The organism is Flavisolibacter ginsengisoli DSM 18119, assembly GCF_900129295.1.
GTDB classification, from domain to species: domain Bacteria; phylum Bacteroidota; class Bacteroidia; order Chitinophagales; family Chitinophagaceae; genus Flavisolibacter; species Flavisolibacter ginsengisoli.
Window position 1 is genome coordinate 352,044 of the sequence record NZ_FQUU01000003.1, and the last position, 16,160, is coordinate 368,203.

A 16,160-nucleotide genomic window follows, 5' to 3' on the forward strand; every position below is an offset into this window, starting at 1 on the left:
TATGGTTATAATGACTTACAGATCTTTTTAACAATAACCGGACCTTGATATATAAAACCGGTCCACACTTCCAAAAGAGAAGCACCGGCACTCATCTTCTTTTTGGCATCAGCAGCGGTAAAAATTCCGCCACTACCTATCACAGGTATGGTGCCCTTTGTTTTTTCAGTGATGTAAGCCAGTACTTCTGTTGATCGTTCTTCCAATGGTTTACCACTAAGCCCTCCCGCGCCAATTGATTGTATTTGGTCGGTGGAGATGGAAAGTTTGTCCCTGCTGATAGTAGTATTTGTAGCCACGAGCCCATCAAGCTTTATTTCATTAGCCAGGTCAATCACATCATCCAGTTGTAACCAGGAAAGATCCGGAGCAATTTTCAGTAGTATGGGCTTAGCTACAGGGAATGCTTGATTCAAAGACTGCAGGTGCATCAGTATTTTTTTCAGAGCGTCTTTTTCCTGCAGTTCTCTCAATCCTGGGGTATTGGGTGAACTAACATTTACCACAAAGAAATCAACATAAGGATGAAGTGCATTAAAGCAGATCTCGTAATCTTTCCATGCTTCCTCGTTGGGTGTAATTTTGTTTTTGCCAATATTGCCTCCAATAATGAATGGTGTGAGATTTTGTGAGGTTTCAGCATTTCTCCACCGCTTTAATCTTTCAGCGATCACTTCTACGCCATCATTATTAAAACCCATCCTGTTGATCAATGCCTTATCAGCCGGCAGGCGAAAAACCCTTGGCTTATCATTACCAGGCTGGGGCTTAGGAGTAACAGTTCCAATTTCTACAAAACCAAAGCCCAGGACTTCAAGCTCCCGTAAGTATTGTGCATTTTTATCAAAACCTGCTCCAAGACCTATAGGATTTTTAAAATGTATACCAAAGAGTTTGACTTCCTTTTGAGGGGCTGCAAAATAATTATGTAAGATGTTTTTCACAAAAGAAACTGAACAGGCCGTTTTCAATAATTCCATTGAAATGGAATGAGCTGTTTCAGGTGAAAAAAGAAATAAAATACGCCGAAGAAACTTGTACATGGGTGTGCGAAGATAGTAATTGAGAGTATTTAGGGCAGGCAAATTGGTTGTTGATGCAACTAAAACACAAATTCTGTACTTTTAAGTATAATCTCTAAGGTATGCAGGAAGCTTATATAGTAGCAGGATACAGAACAGCAGTGGGTAAAGCTAAAAAAGGTGGTTTTAGATTTTACAGACCGGATGACCTGGCCATTAACCTTATAAAAGGCTTATTGGCATCGGTGCCCCAACTGGATAAGAATTTAGTAGATGATGTAATAGTTGGTAATGCTGTACCGGAGGCTGAACAAGGCTTGCAAGTGGGACGTATCATTGCTGCCCGCGCCATTGGTTATGATATTCCAGGGATGACTGTGAACAGGTATTGTGCTTCTGGTTTGGAAACAATTGCAATTGCTACAGCTAAGATCCGCATGGGAATGGCAGATTGCATAATTGCTGGAGGAACAGAAAGCATGAGCCTAGTGCCTACAGCAGGGTGGAAAACTGTGCCTTCCTATTCTATTGCCAAAGATGATCCTGATTATTATTTAAGCATGGGTCTTACAGCGGAAGAAGTGGCTAAGGAATATAAGGTTAGCAGGGAGGACCAGGATGAGTTTTCCTACCGGTCGCATCAAAAGGCAATCAATGCTATAGATAAGGGGTATTTACAGGAAGGTATTCTACCTATGGAAGTGGAAGAGGTGTACCTTGACGATAAAGGCAAAAGGCAGAAAAGGAGCTTTACAGTAGCTATTGATGAAGGTCCCAGGAAGGACACGTCTGTAGAGGTATTGTCGAAATTAAAGCCGGCATTTGCCGCTGGCGGTTGCGTAACAGCTGGTAATTCATCACAGACAAGTGACGGGGCTGCATTTGTAATTGTTATGAGTGAAAAACTGGTTAAGCAGTTGGGTCTTACTCCAATAGGAAGACTGGTAGCTTGTGCATCGGCTGGCGTAGAGCCCCGGATAATGGGAATTGGGCCTGTTGCAGCTATTCCAAAAGTTTTAAAGCAGGCTAATATGAATCTTGGTGATATAGACACTATAGAGTTGAATGAAGCTTTTGCTTCCCAGTCTATTGCGGTCATCAGGGAAGCTGGATTGGATCCGGAAAAAGTAAATCCGAACGGGGGCGCTATTGCTTTGGGTCATCCATTAGGATGTACGGGAGCCAAGTTGACCATCCAGGTTTTAAAAGATTTGAAACGCTCGGGTAAAAAATATGGAATGGTAACAGCATGCGTAGGTGGGGGTCAAGGTATAGCAGGAATTATTGAAAACCTGTAGTTATTGATGAGCTAAGCATTTAATAATCAACATATTTAATCTCACATATCCTTGCATTTATGGGTAGAAATTGTTAAGTTTGGTTAACACCAAAATGCAACCTATGCCACTTCCACAACCCACCAAAATCCTCTACGTTGACGATGACATGGACGACCGGTATTTTATGAGCCTGTCGATAACTGAAACCGGTACTAATGCTGATCTTGTTTGTGCTTCCAATGGAGCAGATGCCATTGAATATTTAAATTCAATCAATACATCTGATCTTCCAGCATTGATCATCCTGGACCTGAACATGCCGAAATGGGATGGTACGGAAACCTTACATTATCTTAAAAAGCAACCTCATCTTGCTGATATACCCGTTGTGATCCTTACGACATCTAATAGTAATGCGGATAGGGAGAAATGTGCACTATTGGGTGCCAGCTCCTATTATACCAAACCGTACAGATTCGATGAATATAAACAGATCATCAACAGCTTTGGATCTATCCTTGCCCACTCATAGTCTTAACTAAATTTGATATTGCAGCTTGGTTGCAATGCTTTTACTTTGCTGTGAATTTAAAAATCACGGTCAACAGTAAGCATAAGCAACTTGATAATAAAGATCTCCATAAGAAAGTCGGTATCGTTTTTACTGTTATTTGTATTCATGGTAAGTGCTATGCCAAAGGCATTTATTCATGATCTTGTTGCTCAACATAAAGACACTATTTCCTGTACACATGGTCCCGTAAAGACCAATTGCATGCATATACAGGGAATTAACTGCCATTTCGATGAACTGGTAGTAACTATTCCATTTATTTATGAAAAATGCGAAACAGGTGTCATTCCTTACCAGGGTCACATACGATCTTACCATTCTTTCCAGAGTAGTTTCATAGAAACTCCATTTTTATCCGATGCGGGAAGAAGTCCTCCCGTTTGCTAGCAACAGTTAAGAGTTTACGTATTACCTAATGTTAGCAAATCATTTATTGAATGAAAAAGATAATCCTGTTATCTATTCTCAGCCTTACTATATCTATTTCCTTTGCTCAGGATATTAAGAAAAATCAACTTTCAGGAAAGATCACTGATCTGAAGACCGGCGAGCCATTGGCAGGCGCAAGTATTTTGCTGGCAGATTCCAAAAATGGAACGTTTACCGATAGTCTTGGAAATTATGTACTTGACAATATTCCATTAGGACATTCCATCATTGAAGTAACTTATTCAGGATATAAAACATTGGTGGAACATGTTGACCTGAAGGGAAATGATGTACATGATTTTGCCTTAACCTCAACTTATGTTATGAATGAGGGTATTACTATTACTGCTGTTGGCGCAGCAAGCAGTATGAGAAAAACACCTATTCCCATCAACCGGATCAATAAAACTGAATTACTAACCACACCGTCCACTAATATTATAGATGCCCTTACCCGGCAACCCGGTATTAATCAATTGTCTACAGGACCTGCTATTTCCAAGCCTATCATCAGGGGGTTAGGCTATAACAGGCTGGTAGTGGTGAATGATGGTATCCGGCAGGAAGGGCAGCAATGGGGCGATGAACATGGAATAGAAATAGATGAAAACAGTGTTAGTAGAGTGGAGATCGTGAAGGGACCAGCTTCGCTTATCTATGGCAGTGATGCTATGGCAGGGGTTATTAATATTATTACCACCAATCCTGCGCCGATCAACAGTTTTAAAGGCAATATCCTTTCAGGATATCAAACAAATAATAAGCAACGGTCTTTATACGCAAGTTTGGGAGGCAACCAAAATGGTTTTAACTGGAATGCCTGGGGGGATTATAAAGCTGCAGGAGATTACAGGAATAAATTTGATGGACCTGTATTCAATTCAAAATTCAATGAACACAATATAGGTGGCTACATAGGATACAATGGATCATGGGGATTTTCGCATTTGATAGCGAGTAATTTTAACCAGAAGCTGGGAGTAATAGAAGGCATCAGGAATGAGCAAGGTGAATTTGTGAAAACACTTCCTGGAGGTATAGAACAATTGCCCACGGAAAATGATTTCAATAGTGTGGATCCACAGGTGCCTTATCAGCATGTAAATCACTTAAAATTGATAAGTGATAACAGCTTCAAGGTGGGAGCTGGAAAGTTGAGTGTAAATACCGGTTGGCAAAGAAATCAGCGTACTGAATTTGGTAATACAAACATACCATCTCAAAAGAGCCTGGATTTTGACCTGAATACTTTTAATTATAGTACAATCTATCATTTAGCAGATAAGAATGGCTGGACCCATTCTATTGGTTTGGGTGGTATGGCTCAACAGAATAGAAATAAAGGCGTGGAGGTGCTGATACCTGAATACCATTTATTTGATATCGGAAGCTTTTTATACACTCAAAAAACCATAGGCGGATCAACCATTAGCGGGGGAATACGTTTTGATAACCGTTCACTTCAAGCCAGTTACCTGGAAGAAAATGGCGCTGTAAAATTCAATAGCATTGCTAAGAACTATTCCAATGTTTCGGGTAGTCTTGGTGTAAGTTATGAAGCGACAGAACGCTTATTGCTTAAAATTAATCTTGCTCGTGGATTTCGGGCTCCAAGTATCCCGGAGCTTGCCTCTAATGGAACACACGAGGGTACTAACAGGTATGAATATGGAAATGCCGGATTAGGATCTGAAAAATCATGGCAGGGAGATGTAGGAATAGAATTGAATTCAGAACATGTTTTATTCACAGCCAGTACATTTTACAACAGGATCAACAATTTTATTTTCTACACCAAGTTGATGGGAGCTAATGGATCTGATTCATTAGTGAATGTTGATGGAGACCAAATACCAGCATATAAATTTGACCAGCGAAACGCAACGCTTTATGGGGGTGAAGTTTTATTGGACATTCATCCACATCCATTGGATTGGTTTCATTTTGAGAATACTTTGTCTTATGTAAGAGGTCAATTTGCTACGCCTATAGAAAATGTAAAAACTGTTCCGTTTATACCGGCTACCAAATGGATAAGTGAATTAAGGGCCGAGTTAATGAAAAATGGGAAACTGTTGAGGGATCTTCATTTACAATTTGAAGTAGATCATACTTTCCCCCAAAACAAACCTTTCACAGCTTTCGGAACAGAAACAGCCACACCGGGATATACTTTATTAAATGCCAGTATTAGCGCTGATATCAAGAATAAGAATAAAACATTATTCAGCCTTTACCTCATGGGCAATAATATTGCTGATGTTGCCTACCAGAGTCATTTAAGCCGTTTGAAATATACAGACGTTAATCAAATGACCGGAAGGAGAGGTGTATTTAATACGGGTCGTAATTTTATGGTACGGCTTAATATTCCTATTGTATTTTAAAGTCAAAATAATTAAAAAGACCCCTTTCTCCGGGGTCTTTTTAATTACTTAATTGGAAATGGCAGGTGTTGTTACCGGTGTATTTTTTCTTTCCCCTATTTGTTGTCTCCACATTGCATAATACAATCCTTTTTCTTCTAACAACTCTTCATGTGTTCCTGTTTCTATGATCAGGCCTTTTTCCAATACAAAGATCCTGTCTGCATGCATTATAGTTGATAGACGGTGTGCTATTAGTATCGTGATCTGGTCATTGAATGAAGATACATTCCGGATGGTTTTATTGATCTCTTCTTCCGTAAGTGAGTCAAGAGCAGATGTAGCTTCATCAAAGATCAGGAGCTTTGGTTTTCTGAGTAATGCCCTTGCGATACTTAATCTTTGTTTTTCTCCACCTGAAAGCTTTAGGCCACCTTCGCCAATCATGGTTTCAAGACCTTTTTCTGCTCTTAATAAAAGGTTTTGACAGGACGCCTTTGTCAGTGCTTCCACCAGGTCTTCATCACTGGCAGATGGATTTACGAACATGAGATTCTCTTTTATTGTTCCACTGAATAATTGTGTATCCTGCGTAACAAATCCTATCTGGTTCCTCAGGTCGTCAAAGTGAATTTTGTTTTCATCAAGGCCATTATAAAAGATATTGCCCTGTTGCGGGCGATATAAACCAACCAATAATTTCATAAGGGTGGATTTGCCTGAACCGGAGGGTCCAACAAACGCAATGGTTTCTCCCCTCTGCGTTTGAAAACTAATATTATCAATCGCTTTATGCATGGCAGTCTGGTGCTTAAAGCTAACTTCTCTGAATTCCAGCTGGCTGATAGGGCCCAGGTGTTTAGGATGTTCCGGCTGAGGTTCAGATTTTTTTTGCATTAAGGAATTGTAATTATTAAGAGAGGCTTCAGCTTCCCTGTAGCTTAATATTATATTGCCAATATCCTGTAAAGGTCCAAAGATGAAGAACGAATAGATCTGCATGGTCACTAACTGGCCCGCATTCATTTCTTCTTTAAATATGAACCACATTAACATGAAAAGTATCACCTGCCTTAATGTATTGACAAACGTGCCCTGTACGAATCCAATACTCCTGATGCGCTTTACTTTAGTAAGTTCCAGCCCCAGGATCTTATAAGTGTTCTTATTCAGTCTATCGACTTCCTGGTTGGTAAGCCCCAGGCTTTTCACCAATTCAATATTTCTCAGTGATTCTGTGGTTGTTCCGGCAAGAGAAGTAGTTTGGGCAACAATGGTTTTTTGAATTGTTTTTACCTTTTTGCTCAGCAGGTTGGAAATGATCATTAATATGGCGATACCTCCAAAATAAACAATGGGTAAAAGAGGGGAGATGCTTGCAGCAAATACCGCCACAATTACAATCCCTACTAATACAGTGAAAAGAATATTTACAAAGTTGTTTATGAACTTTTCTGTATCAGTTCTAACCTTTTGAAGAACACTTAGTGTTTCCCCGCTCCGCTGGTCTTCAAATTCCTGGTAAGGCAGCTTCATCGCATGTTGCAAACCATCAGTGAATACCTTAGCCCCGAATTTCTGAACTATTACATTTAAAAAGTAATCCTGGAAGTTTTTAGCAATACGGCTTATCATAGCAACTCCAATGGAACAAAGCAGTAAATAGACAACTCCGGGGGCTGTCCAGTTGAATTGCCAGAAAAATCTTTCCTTATCCATCTTTGCTCCTTTCTCTATAGACTTTACAAAGGCATTGCTAAGGTTTACCAACTTTCCGAATATTATCGGATCAATAAGAGAGAACCCAATATTCAAAGCAGCCAATATTAAAATAAGGGCTACTAAAAGTTTATAAGGTTTTAAATGCGCTATTAATATTTTCATATGATCACCTGTTCTAAATTTTCTTTTCGTAAGATTTTATATTCCAGCCTTTGCCGGCAAAAGTGTTGATCCATTTCTTATAAAACGGCAATGAATCAAATTGTTCTTTCTTTTTCCAGATAGCTTCGATGTCTAATTTGTTTAGAGCCTTTACCAGGTTAGGTACACTTTCTTCAGCATTCTTATTGAAAAAACTACGCAATAACCGAAGTAAAGCCTTCTCGTCCTTAAAATAGACGACCCTGTCATCACTATTTTTTATTTGTTCTTTATTAGCCTGGAGGCAATAACTGTAGGCAAAGGATTCAATAATAGGATGAGGATGCTGTTTATACAAAAGATCTGATAATTCAATTATATCTTCTATCACTTCTTTGGATGAAGAGTTTATACCAATTACGGATGGGTTGAATAATTTCAGATCTATGACTTCCAATGAACTTCCATTGCTTTGGAAATTATTATCTGATAAAAGCTTTTTTAGTTTTTGGGCAGGGATACTTTTATTATTTGCAAATTGTCCCAGGCATGAAAGCATACAGTAATTTCCAGCCTCCAGTTCTGAAAAAATGGCTTCAACTGGCATTGTCAAATAACAATTGTTCTGCAGGGAAAGGATATTACCATGGAAATGAGTTGCCACTTCTGCGAGTATTTTCATAGAAACCCTTTCACTGTTTCCCTGCTCACCTGCCCATTCCTTTCGTTGCGCCATCGAAACTTCTTTGATGCCAAACAGTGAAAAGAAAGGAATAAATGATTCAAAGTAGGCGGGCTGATCTGTATAAAGAAATATGGCAATATCTGGAGGAGGATTCAAATTATATACCTCCAGGTATTTTAAAATGGCATACCTGCATTTATTAATATTGTCAATTCCCTGAATTGCTTGTAAAACCAGAACATTCGCCATTAAATAAAGTTAAGAATTGATTAGTGCCCAATATATGTGCTGAGCTTTTTTGTTTCGCCCTGTGAAAGTTGGTTTATAAGCTTTGGCCGGGTAATATAAGCTTTAACCAGTTCGTTTGTAGCCGCATAAGCTAATAGGTTATCAGGGAAGAAGCGAATAGGCTCTTGCAATTTATTAAGCTTTTCTGCGCCCGACCTGGTAACTGCATAAGCATGGGTATGGTCGTGGTATCCTGAGGAGTAAATATGCGGGGATAATTTCTTTGCATACATATTCCTGATCGTTTTATGTGAAAAGCGTGTCAACCCAAGTGTTCTTTGTAAATGATACATCAACTGCTTGAAATAAAAAGCGGGCTTAAATTCTTCATTTCTTTCATACCCAAGGTAAAGTAATTCCCAATCAGCGGGAAGTTCTTTCAGCATTTGGGGGAATGTTGAAATATTGCTTTTGTCAATAATTATATCATCTTCCAAAATCAATACACGCTTATAATTATTCTTAATTACATCTTCATAGATTAGTTTATGGCTCCACGAGCACCCGATCATGCCCGGGGGCATAGGTTTATTCCAGCGGTGAGCTTTCCTGGCAAGCGCTTCATTATAAATATTCTGCTCTTCTAACTCACTCACCTCAAATTCATCTTTATCCTGTCCCCAGAACAGCGAATAGTTTAATCCTTTTAATTCTTCTTTGATGTGTTGGTGCCTGTCTGTAGCACGCGATAAGGTGATGACGTATATCTTATCAAAATAATTTTCAAGGCTCTTGAAAAATGATTCCAACTGATCCATATCTTTTCATTATTAACCAGCCCAACCTTCTCTGTCAAGGCTCCTGTACTGGATGGCTTCTGCCAGGTGTTCCACTTTTATTTCTTCACTTTGTGCAAGGTCGGCTATTGTTCTGGATACCTTTAATATCCTGTCATAGGCTCTTGCTGACAAATTTAATTTTTCCATTGCTGCCTTTAACAGGTTTTGGCCGGCAGTGTTGATGATACAGATCTGTTTAAGCATTTTGCTGCTTATCTGTGCATTGCAATAAATGCCTGCATGTTCTTTATACCTTATGTCTTGTATTTCCCGTGCTTTTATCACCCTTTCCCTGATAGAGGTTGAATTTTCCTGGGCTTTAGTAGCTGATAATTCACTGAATTCTACCGGTGTAACCTCCACATGAAGATCTATCCTGTCGAGCAAAGGTCCTGAGATTTTATTGAGGTATTTCTGCACTGCTCCCGGAGGACAGGTGCATTCTCTTTCAGGATGATTATAAAAACCGCAAGGGCACGGATTCATAGAGGCTATAAGCATAAAACTTGCTGGGAAATCTACCGCCACCTTGGCACGGGAGATGGTTACCCTACGTTCTTCCATAGGCTGGCGCATAACCTCTAGTACAGTCCTTTTAAATTCAGGCAATTCGTCCAGGAATAATACTCCGTTATGCGATAAAGAGATCTCGCCAGGTTGAGGATTACCTCCGCCACCTACCAATGCCACATCGGAAATAGTATGGTGTGGACTTCTGAAGGGACGTTTAGAAACCAGTGTTGTATTTTCTGGTAGTTTACCCGCTACTGAATGGATCTTGGTTGTTTCTAGTGCTTCCTGCAGGCTTAAAGGGGGCAAAATGGTTGGTAACCGTTTAGCCAGCATTGTCTTGCCTGCACCCGGAGGACCTATTAATATGGCATTATGACCACCGGCAGCTGCTATTTCCAATGCCCTTTTAATGTTTTCCTGGCCTTTTACATCTGCAAAATCAACTTCATAATCCGATTGTGAATTATAAAATTCCTCCCTTGTGTTGATGGCAATGGGCTCAATACCTTTTTCACCATTTTCAAAGAAATCTATCACTTCCTTAATATGGGTTACGCCATATACTGCCAGGTTATTAACCATGCCAGCTTCCCTGGCATTGGCTGCAGGCACAAAAAGGCCTTTAAACTTTTCTTTTCTAGCCTGTATTGCAATGGGCAGGGCACCTTTTATAGGACGTATCTCCCCATCGAGGCTCAATTCTCCCATGATAAGGTAATGTTCAATAGCCTCAATATTGTTTAATTGTTCGGTAGCTGCTAACATGCCTATTGCTATGGGAAGGTCGAATGCTGTACCGCTTTTTTTTATATCGGCCGGTGCCAGGTTAACCACTATCCGGGTCCTTGGTAAGGTGTAACCATTGGCTTTAAGGGTACTTTCCACCCTTTGAAAACTTTCTTTGATTGCACTGTCAGGAAGGCCTACTAACATAAAACCAACATTAGCCTTCATCCAATTAACCTCTACGGTAATAGTTATTGCTTCTACTCCGTATACGGCGCTTCCAAATGTCTTAACCAACATAAGCAGATAAGTTCTTATAGATCATTGAAGATAATAGAAAGGAATTATGTTTTGTTTCTGCGGCAAAACTTTTGCATTAACAAAGAAAAAGACGAACTCATGAAAAATTATTCATTATTATGGCTTAGCGTACTGGCAATGGCAATGACCCTTAGCTCCTGCGAAGTAGTGGGTGGAATCTTTAAGGCAGGTATGTGGGTAGGTATTCTGGTGGTAGTGGTTGTTGTTGGCTTAATATTATGGCTTGTTGGTAGAGGCAGACGGTAATTTAGATATAATTACTAAGCATCCATGGTGTACTAATAGTTGCATGTAACTGCAAAAGTTCGGAACACCATGGATTTTATTTTAGGAAGTTTCAACTAAAAAGAAATGGATTTCTGCAATCAATGAACCTGGAATAGGCGGTATCAATGCCTGCTATTATTTCTCTTTTTACCTATAGTTTTAATTAACTTTCCATGTGCTTCACCCATCTACCATACAATTACTTAGATTCCATTTTTCCTTGTTCCTGTTACCGGTTTATTTGTTTGCTATAAGCCAGGTTCCAACGGTTGATTTCACTAAAGCAATCATAATATTTATAATCCTCCATTTTTTAGTTTATCCATCCAGCAATGGATATAACTCTTATATGGACAGGGATACATCGCCTATAGGAGGGTTAAAAAACCCTTTGCAACCTACTAGGCAATTATACCGTATTACCATCATCATGGATGTAATAGCAGTTCTAACAGGGTTGCTCATTTCAATTTATTTTTCAGTGGGTATTTTACTCTACATATTGGCTTCAAGGGCTTATAGTTCCAGGCAGATACGATTAAAACGCTACCCGGTTATAGGCTTTCTTACAGTGTTTATTTTCCAGGGCGCCCTGGTCTTTTATATTACTTATATAGGAACAAACCCATCCACTGATTTATATGCACCCATATTGCCTTGTATAATTTCCAGTTGCCTGATAGCAGCTTTATATCCACTGACGCAGATCTATCAACACAAAGAAGATAAGGACGATGGAGTAACTACTATCAGTTACCTGGTTGGAAAACGGGGGACATTTATTTTAAGTATGTGTCTTTTCCTTGGGGCCACTTTCCTTATGTATTTGTTTTTTACACAAAGACATGAAATGAACATTTGGTTCAGATACCTGTTGATTATGTTACCAGTGGTATTGTTTTTTTTAACGTGGATGCGAAAGGTCTGGATATCCGAAAAGGAGGCAAACTTTAAAAACAGTTTGCGCATGAATGTGATAGCTACCTTATGTACAACCATTTTTTTTGTAACCCTTATTTTATTTAAACCTTGAGCCAAATTATCTCCATAGGTACCGCAGTTCCTTCGTTTTGCCATCAACAAATGGATATACTCAGTTTTATGCAAACAGTGTATGCTGTTACTGAGACAGATAAAAGGAAAATGCGCTTTTTATACAAACAATCGGGGATCAACCAGCGGTTTTCAGTTATTTCTGATTACAGTAAGGGAATTAACGATTGGAAGTTTTATCCCCAGTCAGAGAATCTTGAACCCTTCCCTTCGCTGGAGCATCGTATGGCTATCTATAGCAAGCATGCACCCTTGCTTTCTGTAGATGCCATAAGGGATTGCCTGGGGCATACACATCACCCTCAAACAATCACTCATTTACTCACTGTTAGTTGTACAGGAATGAGTGCTCCGGGATTAGATCTGCAGGTTATGGAACTGATGGACCTTAATAAATCCATCGTCAGGAGCTCGATCAATTTTATGGGATGTTATGCTGCAATTCATGCATTAAAAATGGCAAATGCTATTTGTCTTGCAGACAAGCAATCAAAAGTATTGATCGTTTGTACTGAGTTGTGTACCCTACATTTTCAAAGAGATGCTACAACCGATAACCTTACCTCATCGCTATTATTTGGTGATGGTTCTGCCGCGGTATTGGTAACCGGGGATCACGAGGGAGGATGGTACCTTGACGACTTTTATAGTGAAGTAATTCCTAAAGGAAAGAGAGATATGGCATGGGAAATCTCTTCCAGTGGTTTCCAGATGACTTTAAGCGGATATGTACCTGACCTGATAGAAGAAGATTTCAAATCAATACTGGAAAGAGCAATGCAAAAACAAGGTCTTTCTATAGAGGAGGTTTCACACTGGTGTATACATCCCGGGGGGAAGAAAATACTTGAAGCAGTCGCAAAGAGCTTAGGAATTAATAATGATCGATTAAAGGAGTCATATGAAGTACTTCATGATTATGGAAACATTTCATCAGCTTCCATATTATTTGTACTCAAAAAGATTTTTCAAAAGAGCGAAAAAATGACAAAGCTGGTAGGTGCAGCTTTCGGGCCGGGACTTACTGTAGAAACATTTTCAGTTCATAATTGATGTTCACTTCGGCTAAACGATCTTACCAAAAGGAACTGCTGGATAGTTCTGACATACCCTTCAGGGATATCATGCATAACATGCAGGAACTGGAGTTTATTAACAGGTATTTGGGTGGACATGCCATTACTATTGATGGTGTCAATAAATTGATCAGTGAATATGATGTGCGTGAACCAATTAAGATAGTGGAGTTGGGTTGTGGTGGTGGTGATAACCTCAATGCCATACAAAAGTGGGCATGTAAAAGAAATATTCCTGTATTGCTGACGGGAATAGATATTAACCAGGAATGTATTCAATATGCATCATCAAAGCCTGAAAATGCAAATATTCAATTCATTCATTCAGATTACCGGCAAGTTCACTTCCAGGCGAAACATGATATACTTTTCTCTTCATTATTTTGCCACCATTTCGATGACATAGAATTGGTAGATATGCTAAAGTATATGCAACTCAACAGTTCATTCGGGTTTTTTATCAATGACCTCCATCGTCACCCCATTGCCTATTATTTGATAAAATGGCTTACGCAATTGTTTTCCAGTAGTTACCTGGTTAAAAATGATGCACCATTATCTGTTAGCAGAGGGTTTACAAGAAAAGACTGGACATATTTATTTAAGAAAGCTGAAATATCAACATATGCCTCTGAGTGGAAATGGGCTTTCCGGTGGTTAATAACTGTTCATACTTATGGAATTGGCTGACCAATATGATGTTGCTATTATAGGAGGGGGCCTTGCCGGCCTGTCCGGTGCTATAGAACTTCGTATGGCTGGCTATAATGTAATTTTATTTGAACAGGAAAAGTACCCATTTCACAAAGTATGTGGTGAGTATATCAGTCATGAATCTTTAAATTATTTAGAGCATCTAGGCATTCCCATTAGCCAAATGAAAGTCCCTTTCATTGACAACCTTGTTCTGACAGCTCCCAATGGACGCGCATTTAAAACGGCCTTACCCTTAGGAGGCTTTGGTATCAGCCGGTATGAATTGGATAATGCTTTGGCTCAAAAGGCCAAGAAGCTTGGAGTAGTAGTATTGGAGGAAACAAAGGTGGAGAAGGTTGAATTTAATGAACAGTTCACTATTCATTTTAATTCCAGGATTACTAATATAGGTGTTGTTAAGTCAAAAGTTTGTTGTGCAGCATGGGGGAAGAAAAGCAATATTGACCGGAAATGGAACAGGACCTTTTTAAGTAAGAACAACAAGCGTCTGAACAATTACATTGCAGTCAAATACCATATCAGGTCTGCCTGGCCTGAAGGAATTATAGGACTTCATAATTTCAAAGATGGGTATTGTGGAATCTCAAATATTGAAAATGGATTGACCTGTTTATGCTATATGACCACCGCAGGTAATTTGAAAAAAAGTAATAACAGTGTTGAGCAATTAGAGCAATGCATTTTAATGGATAATCCTCATTTGAAAGAGATATTCACTTCCTGTACAAGGATCAAAGAGTTTCCGATAACTATTTCTCAAATCAATTTCCTATCTAAGACAAAGATTGAAAATCATGTGATCATGATAGGAGATGCAGCAGGATTGATAACTCCTCTTTGTGGAAATGGAATGAGCATAGCATTGCATACCGGGAAGATAGTATCACGTCTGGTAATTCTTTTTTTAATGGGAAAGATTACAAGAGCAAATCTTGAAAAGCAATATAGCAGGGAATGGCATCGTCAGTTTTCGAAGCGATTACGAAGAGGCAGACAACTGCAGTGGTTCTTTGGGCGGAAATGGATCAGCAATTCTTTTGTTAGCTTTTTCCAGGTATTTCCATTTTTAGCTAAGCGGGTAATACGAATGACACACGGAAGACCTTTTTAAGGCACAAGCTTTGTATTTTAGAATGCCGGTAATGAATTAAGAATGATGAAGAAGACTTTAGTTTTAGGGGCCTCAGACAATCCTGCCAGGTATAGTTATTTAGCTATTAAAAAATTAGTAGCACATCAGCATCCTGTAGTGGCAGTTGGCAGAAAGAATACAAAAGTTGGAGATATTAATATTTATAAAGACCATGTGGCAGAGGGGGGAATAGATACAGTGACGTTATATTTGAATCCTAAGAACCAGGTTGAATATTATGATTATATTTTAAACCTTAAGCCTAAACGAATTATATTCAATCCGGGTACCGAAAATGATCATTTAATAGCAAAAGCGAAGGAAAACAATATTGAAACTATTATTGGTTGTACACTTGTTATGCTTAGTACGGGTCAATACTAATCATTGGGAAAATGAGTTATCGGAGATCTACGTCTTTAATCAGTAATAACACTTAATCTTTAAAAAATTATTCATTATCGCTTTGATGTAAAATTGTTTTTTACAAATTTGCACTATAAGAATCCTTGAAAACCAGCAGCTAATCCCTGCTAAAAGTTAGTAAATAACTTTTAAATCCAAGTCCGATGAATATCCTGAAAACCTGCGTCTTTTGCGCATTTTTAATTGCCTGTGGCTTATCCTCCTTTGCCCAGGGTAAAGTTCCCATAAACGAGCCTGATCATAATAAGCCGTATCTTTTTGCAGATCTTCCTGACCATATGCCTTTAAGGGTTTCGAACCTGGAAACCTTGTTCAATCTGGAAATTGGTGCGCCAGTAAATGTTACCCTGTCTGGCAATTTTCATATTATCGGTTCTGTTATTTCAAAATCTCCTGAAAAAGATTTGAATGTAAAAAGCATTGTTATCAAGTCTATAAACAGGAAAGGTGCCATTTTCACCTATACAAAAACAGTTAAAGAAGATGGTACTGTAAAATACCTGGGTAGAATAATAAGTACAAGGAATTCCGATGCGTACGAAATTGTGAAAGAAGAAGACCAATACATTTTAAAAAAGAAAAATCTTTATGATATAATAAGTGAGTAAAATCCTTTAGATCCGACAATCCTATCCAAATCCAA

The 16,160-nt window shown here is 38.9% G+C and carries 16 protein-coding genes; 11 read left to right on the forward strand and 5 right to left on the reverse strand.

From position 1 onward, the window contains the following. Positions 1–5: 5 nt before the first annotated feature. The gene (locus BUA53_RS05355) at positions 6–1,043 is read right to left on the reverse strand and encodes a quinone-dependent dihydroorotate dehydrogenase (protein WP_072834221.1); all 1,038 of its coding nucleotides are present in this window, start codon (positions 1,041–1,043) and stop codon (positions 6–8) included. A 101-nt stretch (positions 1,044–1,144) separates the two neighbouring features. Here BUA53_RS05355 and BUA53_RS05360 point away from each other — a divergent pair, with 101 nt between their 5' ends. The 4 genes from BUA53_RS05360 (at position 1,145) to BUA53_RS05375 (ending at position 5,692) form a co-directional block, all read left to right on the forward strand. After that, positions 1,145–2,320, forward strand: a complete 1,176-nt coding sequence (locus BUA53_RS05360) for an acetyl-CoA C-acyltransferase (RefSeq protein ID WP_072834223.1) — start codon at positions 1,145–1,147, stop codon at positions 2,318–2,320. A 103-nt stretch (positions 2,321–2,423) separates the two neighbouring features. After that, complete coding sequence (locus BUA53_RS05365; RefSeq protein WP_072834316.1) at positions 2,424–2,834, forward strand: response regulator; 411 nt, start codon at positions 2,424–2,426, stop codon at positions 2,832–2,834. A 159-nt stretch (positions 2,835–2,993) separates the two neighbouring features. Next, the gene (locus tag BUA53_RS05370; RefSeq protein ID WP_217652933.1) at positions 2,994–3,263 is read left to right on the forward strand and encodes a hypothetical protein; all 270 of its coding nucleotides are present in this window, start codon (positions 2,994–2,996) and stop codon (positions 3,261–3,263) included. A 50-nt stretch (positions 3,264–3,313) separates the two neighbouring features. After that, complete coding sequence (locus tag BUA53_RS05375) at positions 3,314–5,692, forward strand: TonB-dependent receptor (protein ID WP_072834227.1); 2,379 nt, start codon at positions 3,314–3,316, stop codon at positions 5,690–5,692. Positions 5,693–5,740: 48 nt separating this feature from the next. Here BUA53_RS05375 and BUA53_RS05380 read toward each other — a convergent pair whose 3' ends face one another. Genes BUA53_RS05380 through BUA53_RS05395 form a run of 4 tightly spaced genes read right to left on the reverse strand, consistent with a single transcriptional unit; the run spans position 5,741 to position 10,825 of the window. Next, positions 5,741–7,555 carry an ABC transporter ATP-binding protein gene (locus BUA53_RS05380; protein ID WP_072834229.1) on the reverse strand — a complete coding sequence of 605 codons (1,815 nt, stop codon included), beginning with the start codon at positions 7,553–7,555 and terminating at the stop codon, positions 5,741–5,743. 13 nt (positions 7,556–7,568) lie between these two features. Then, complete coding sequence (locus BUA53_RS05385; RefSeq protein WP_072834231.1) at positions 7,569–8,468, reverse strand: hypothetical protein; 900 nt, start codon at positions 8,466–8,468, stop codon at positions 7,569–7,571. Between the two features lie 20 nt (positions 8,469–8,488). Then, on the reverse strand, positions 8,489–9,265 hold the full coding sequence (locus tag BUA53_RS05390) for a glycosyltransferase family 25 protein (RefSeq protein ID WP_072834232.1): 777 nt from the start codon (positions 9,263–9,265) through the stop codon (positions 8,489–8,491). Positions 9,266–9,277: 12 nt separating this feature from the next. After that, on the reverse strand, positions 9,278–10,825 hold the full coding sequence (locus tag BUA53_RS05395; RefSeq protein WP_072834234.1) for a YifB family Mg chelatase-like AAA ATPase: 1,548 nt from the start codon (positions 10,823–10,825) through the stop codon (positions 9,278–9,280). 99 nt (positions 10,826–10,924) lie between these two features. Here BUA53_RS05395 and BUA53_RS05400 point away from each other — a divergent pair, with 99 nt between their 5' ends. From BUA53_RS05400 to BUA53_RS05430, 7 genes are all read left to right on the forward strand, one after another. Next, positions 10,925–11,092: a phosphatidate cytidylyltransferase gene (locus BUA53_RS05400; protein WP_072834318.1), complete on the forward strand. Its 168-nt coding sequence runs from the start codon at positions 10,925–10,927 to the stop codon at positions 11,090–11,092. Between the two features lie 196 nt (positions 11,093–11,288). Beyond that, complete coding sequence (locus BUA53_RS05405) at positions 11,289–12,146, forward strand: UbiA family prenyltransferase (RefSeq protein WP_072834236.1); 858 nt, start codon at positions 11,289–11,291, stop codon at positions 12,144–12,146. Next, positions 12,143–13,219 carry a type III polyketide synthase gene (locus BUA53_RS05410; RefSeq protein WP_072834237.1) on the forward strand — a complete coding sequence of 359 codons (1,077 nt, stop codon included), beginning with the start codon at positions 12,143–12,145 and terminating at the stop codon, positions 13,217–13,219. Before BUA53_RS05405 ends, BUA53_RS05410 begins: the two co-directional genes overlap by 4 nt. After that, on the forward strand, positions 13,219–13,932 hold the full coding sequence (locus BUA53_RS05415; RefSeq protein ID WP_072834239.1) for a methyltransferase domain-containing protein: 714 nt from the start codon (positions 13,219–13,221) through the stop codon (positions 13,930–13,932). The genes BUA53_RS05410 and BUA53_RS05415 overlap by 1 nt, the downstream gene beginning before the upstream one ends. Beyond that, positions 13,919–15,070 (forward strand): NAD(P)/FAD-dependent oxidoreductase, encoded by a 1,152-nt coding sequence (locus tag BUA53_RS05420; RefSeq protein ID WP_072834241.1) that lies wholly within the window; start codon positions 13,919–13,921, stop codon positions 15,068–15,070. Before BUA53_RS05415 ends, BUA53_RS05420 begins: the two co-directional genes overlap by 14 nt. A gap of 42 nt (positions 15,071–15,112) precedes the next feature. Then, complete coding sequence (locus tag BUA53_RS05425; protein ID WP_072834243.1) at positions 15,113–15,475, forward strand: CoA-binding protein; 363 nt, start codon at positions 15,113–15,115, stop codon at positions 15,473–15,475. Positions 15,476–15,660: 185 nt separating this feature from the next. Then, the gene (locus BUA53_RS05430) at positions 15,661–16,125 is read left to right on the forward strand and encodes a hypothetical protein (protein WP_072834244.1); all 465 of its coding nucleotides are present in this window, start codon (positions 15,661–15,663) and stop codon (positions 16,123–16,125) included. The last annotated feature ends 35 nt before the right edge of the window (positions 16,126–16,160 follow it).

Coding starts and splice junctions, on each gene's coding strand:
- BUA53_RS05355 (WP_072834221.1), bottom strand. CDS start 1,043: ATGTACAAGTTTCTTCGGCGTATTTTATTTCTTTTTTCACCTGAAACA.
- BUA53_RS05360 (WP_072834223.1), top strand. CDS start 1,145: ATGCAGGAAGCTTATATAGTAGCAGGATACAGAACAGCAGTGGGTAAA.
- BUA53_RS05365 (WP_072834316.1), top strand. CDS start 2,424: ATGCCACTTCCACAACCCACCAAAATCCTCTACGTTGACGATGACATG.
- BUA53_RS05370 (WP_217652933.1), top strand. CDS start 2,994: ATGCCAAAGGCATTTATTCATGATCTTGTTGCTCAACATAAAGACACT.
- BUA53_RS05375 (WP_072834227.1), top strand. CDS start 3,314: ATGAAAAAGATAATCCTGTTATCTATTCTCAGCCTTACTATATCTATT.
- BUA53_RS05380 (WP_072834229.1), bottom strand. CDS start 7,555: ATGAAAATATTAATAGCGCATTTAAAACCTTATAAACTTTTAGTAGCC.
- BUA53_RS05385 (WP_072834231.1), bottom strand. CDS start 8,468: ATGGCGAATGTTCTGGTTTTACAAGCAATTCAGGGAATTGACAATATT.
- BUA53_RS05390 (WP_072834232.1), bottom strand. CDS start 9,265: ATGGATCAGTTGGAATCATTTTTCAAGAGCCTTGAAAATTATTTTGAT.
- BUA53_RS05395 (WP_072834234.1), bottom strand. CDS start 10,825: ATGTTGGTTAAGACATTTGGAAGCGCCGTATACGGAGTAGAAGCAATA.
- BUA53_RS05400 (WP_072834318.1), top strand. CDS start 10,925: ATGAAAAATTATTCATTATTATGGCTTAGCGTACTGGCAATGGCAATG.
- BUA53_RS05415 (WP_072834239.1), top strand. CDS start 13,219: ATGTTCACTTCGGCTAAACGATCTTACCAAAAGGAACTGCTGGATAGT.
- BUA53_RS05420 (WP_072834241.1), top strand. CDS start 13,919: ATGGAATTGGCTGACCAATATGATGTTGCTATTATAGGAGGGGGCCTT.
- BUA53_RS05425 (WP_072834243.1), top strand. CDS start 15,113: ATGATGAAGAAGACTTTAGTTTTAGGGGCCTCAGACAATCCTGCCAGG.
- BUA53_RS05430 (WP_072834244.1), top strand. CDS start 15,661: ATGAATATCCTGAAAACCTGCGTCTTTTGCGCATTTTTAATTGCCTGT.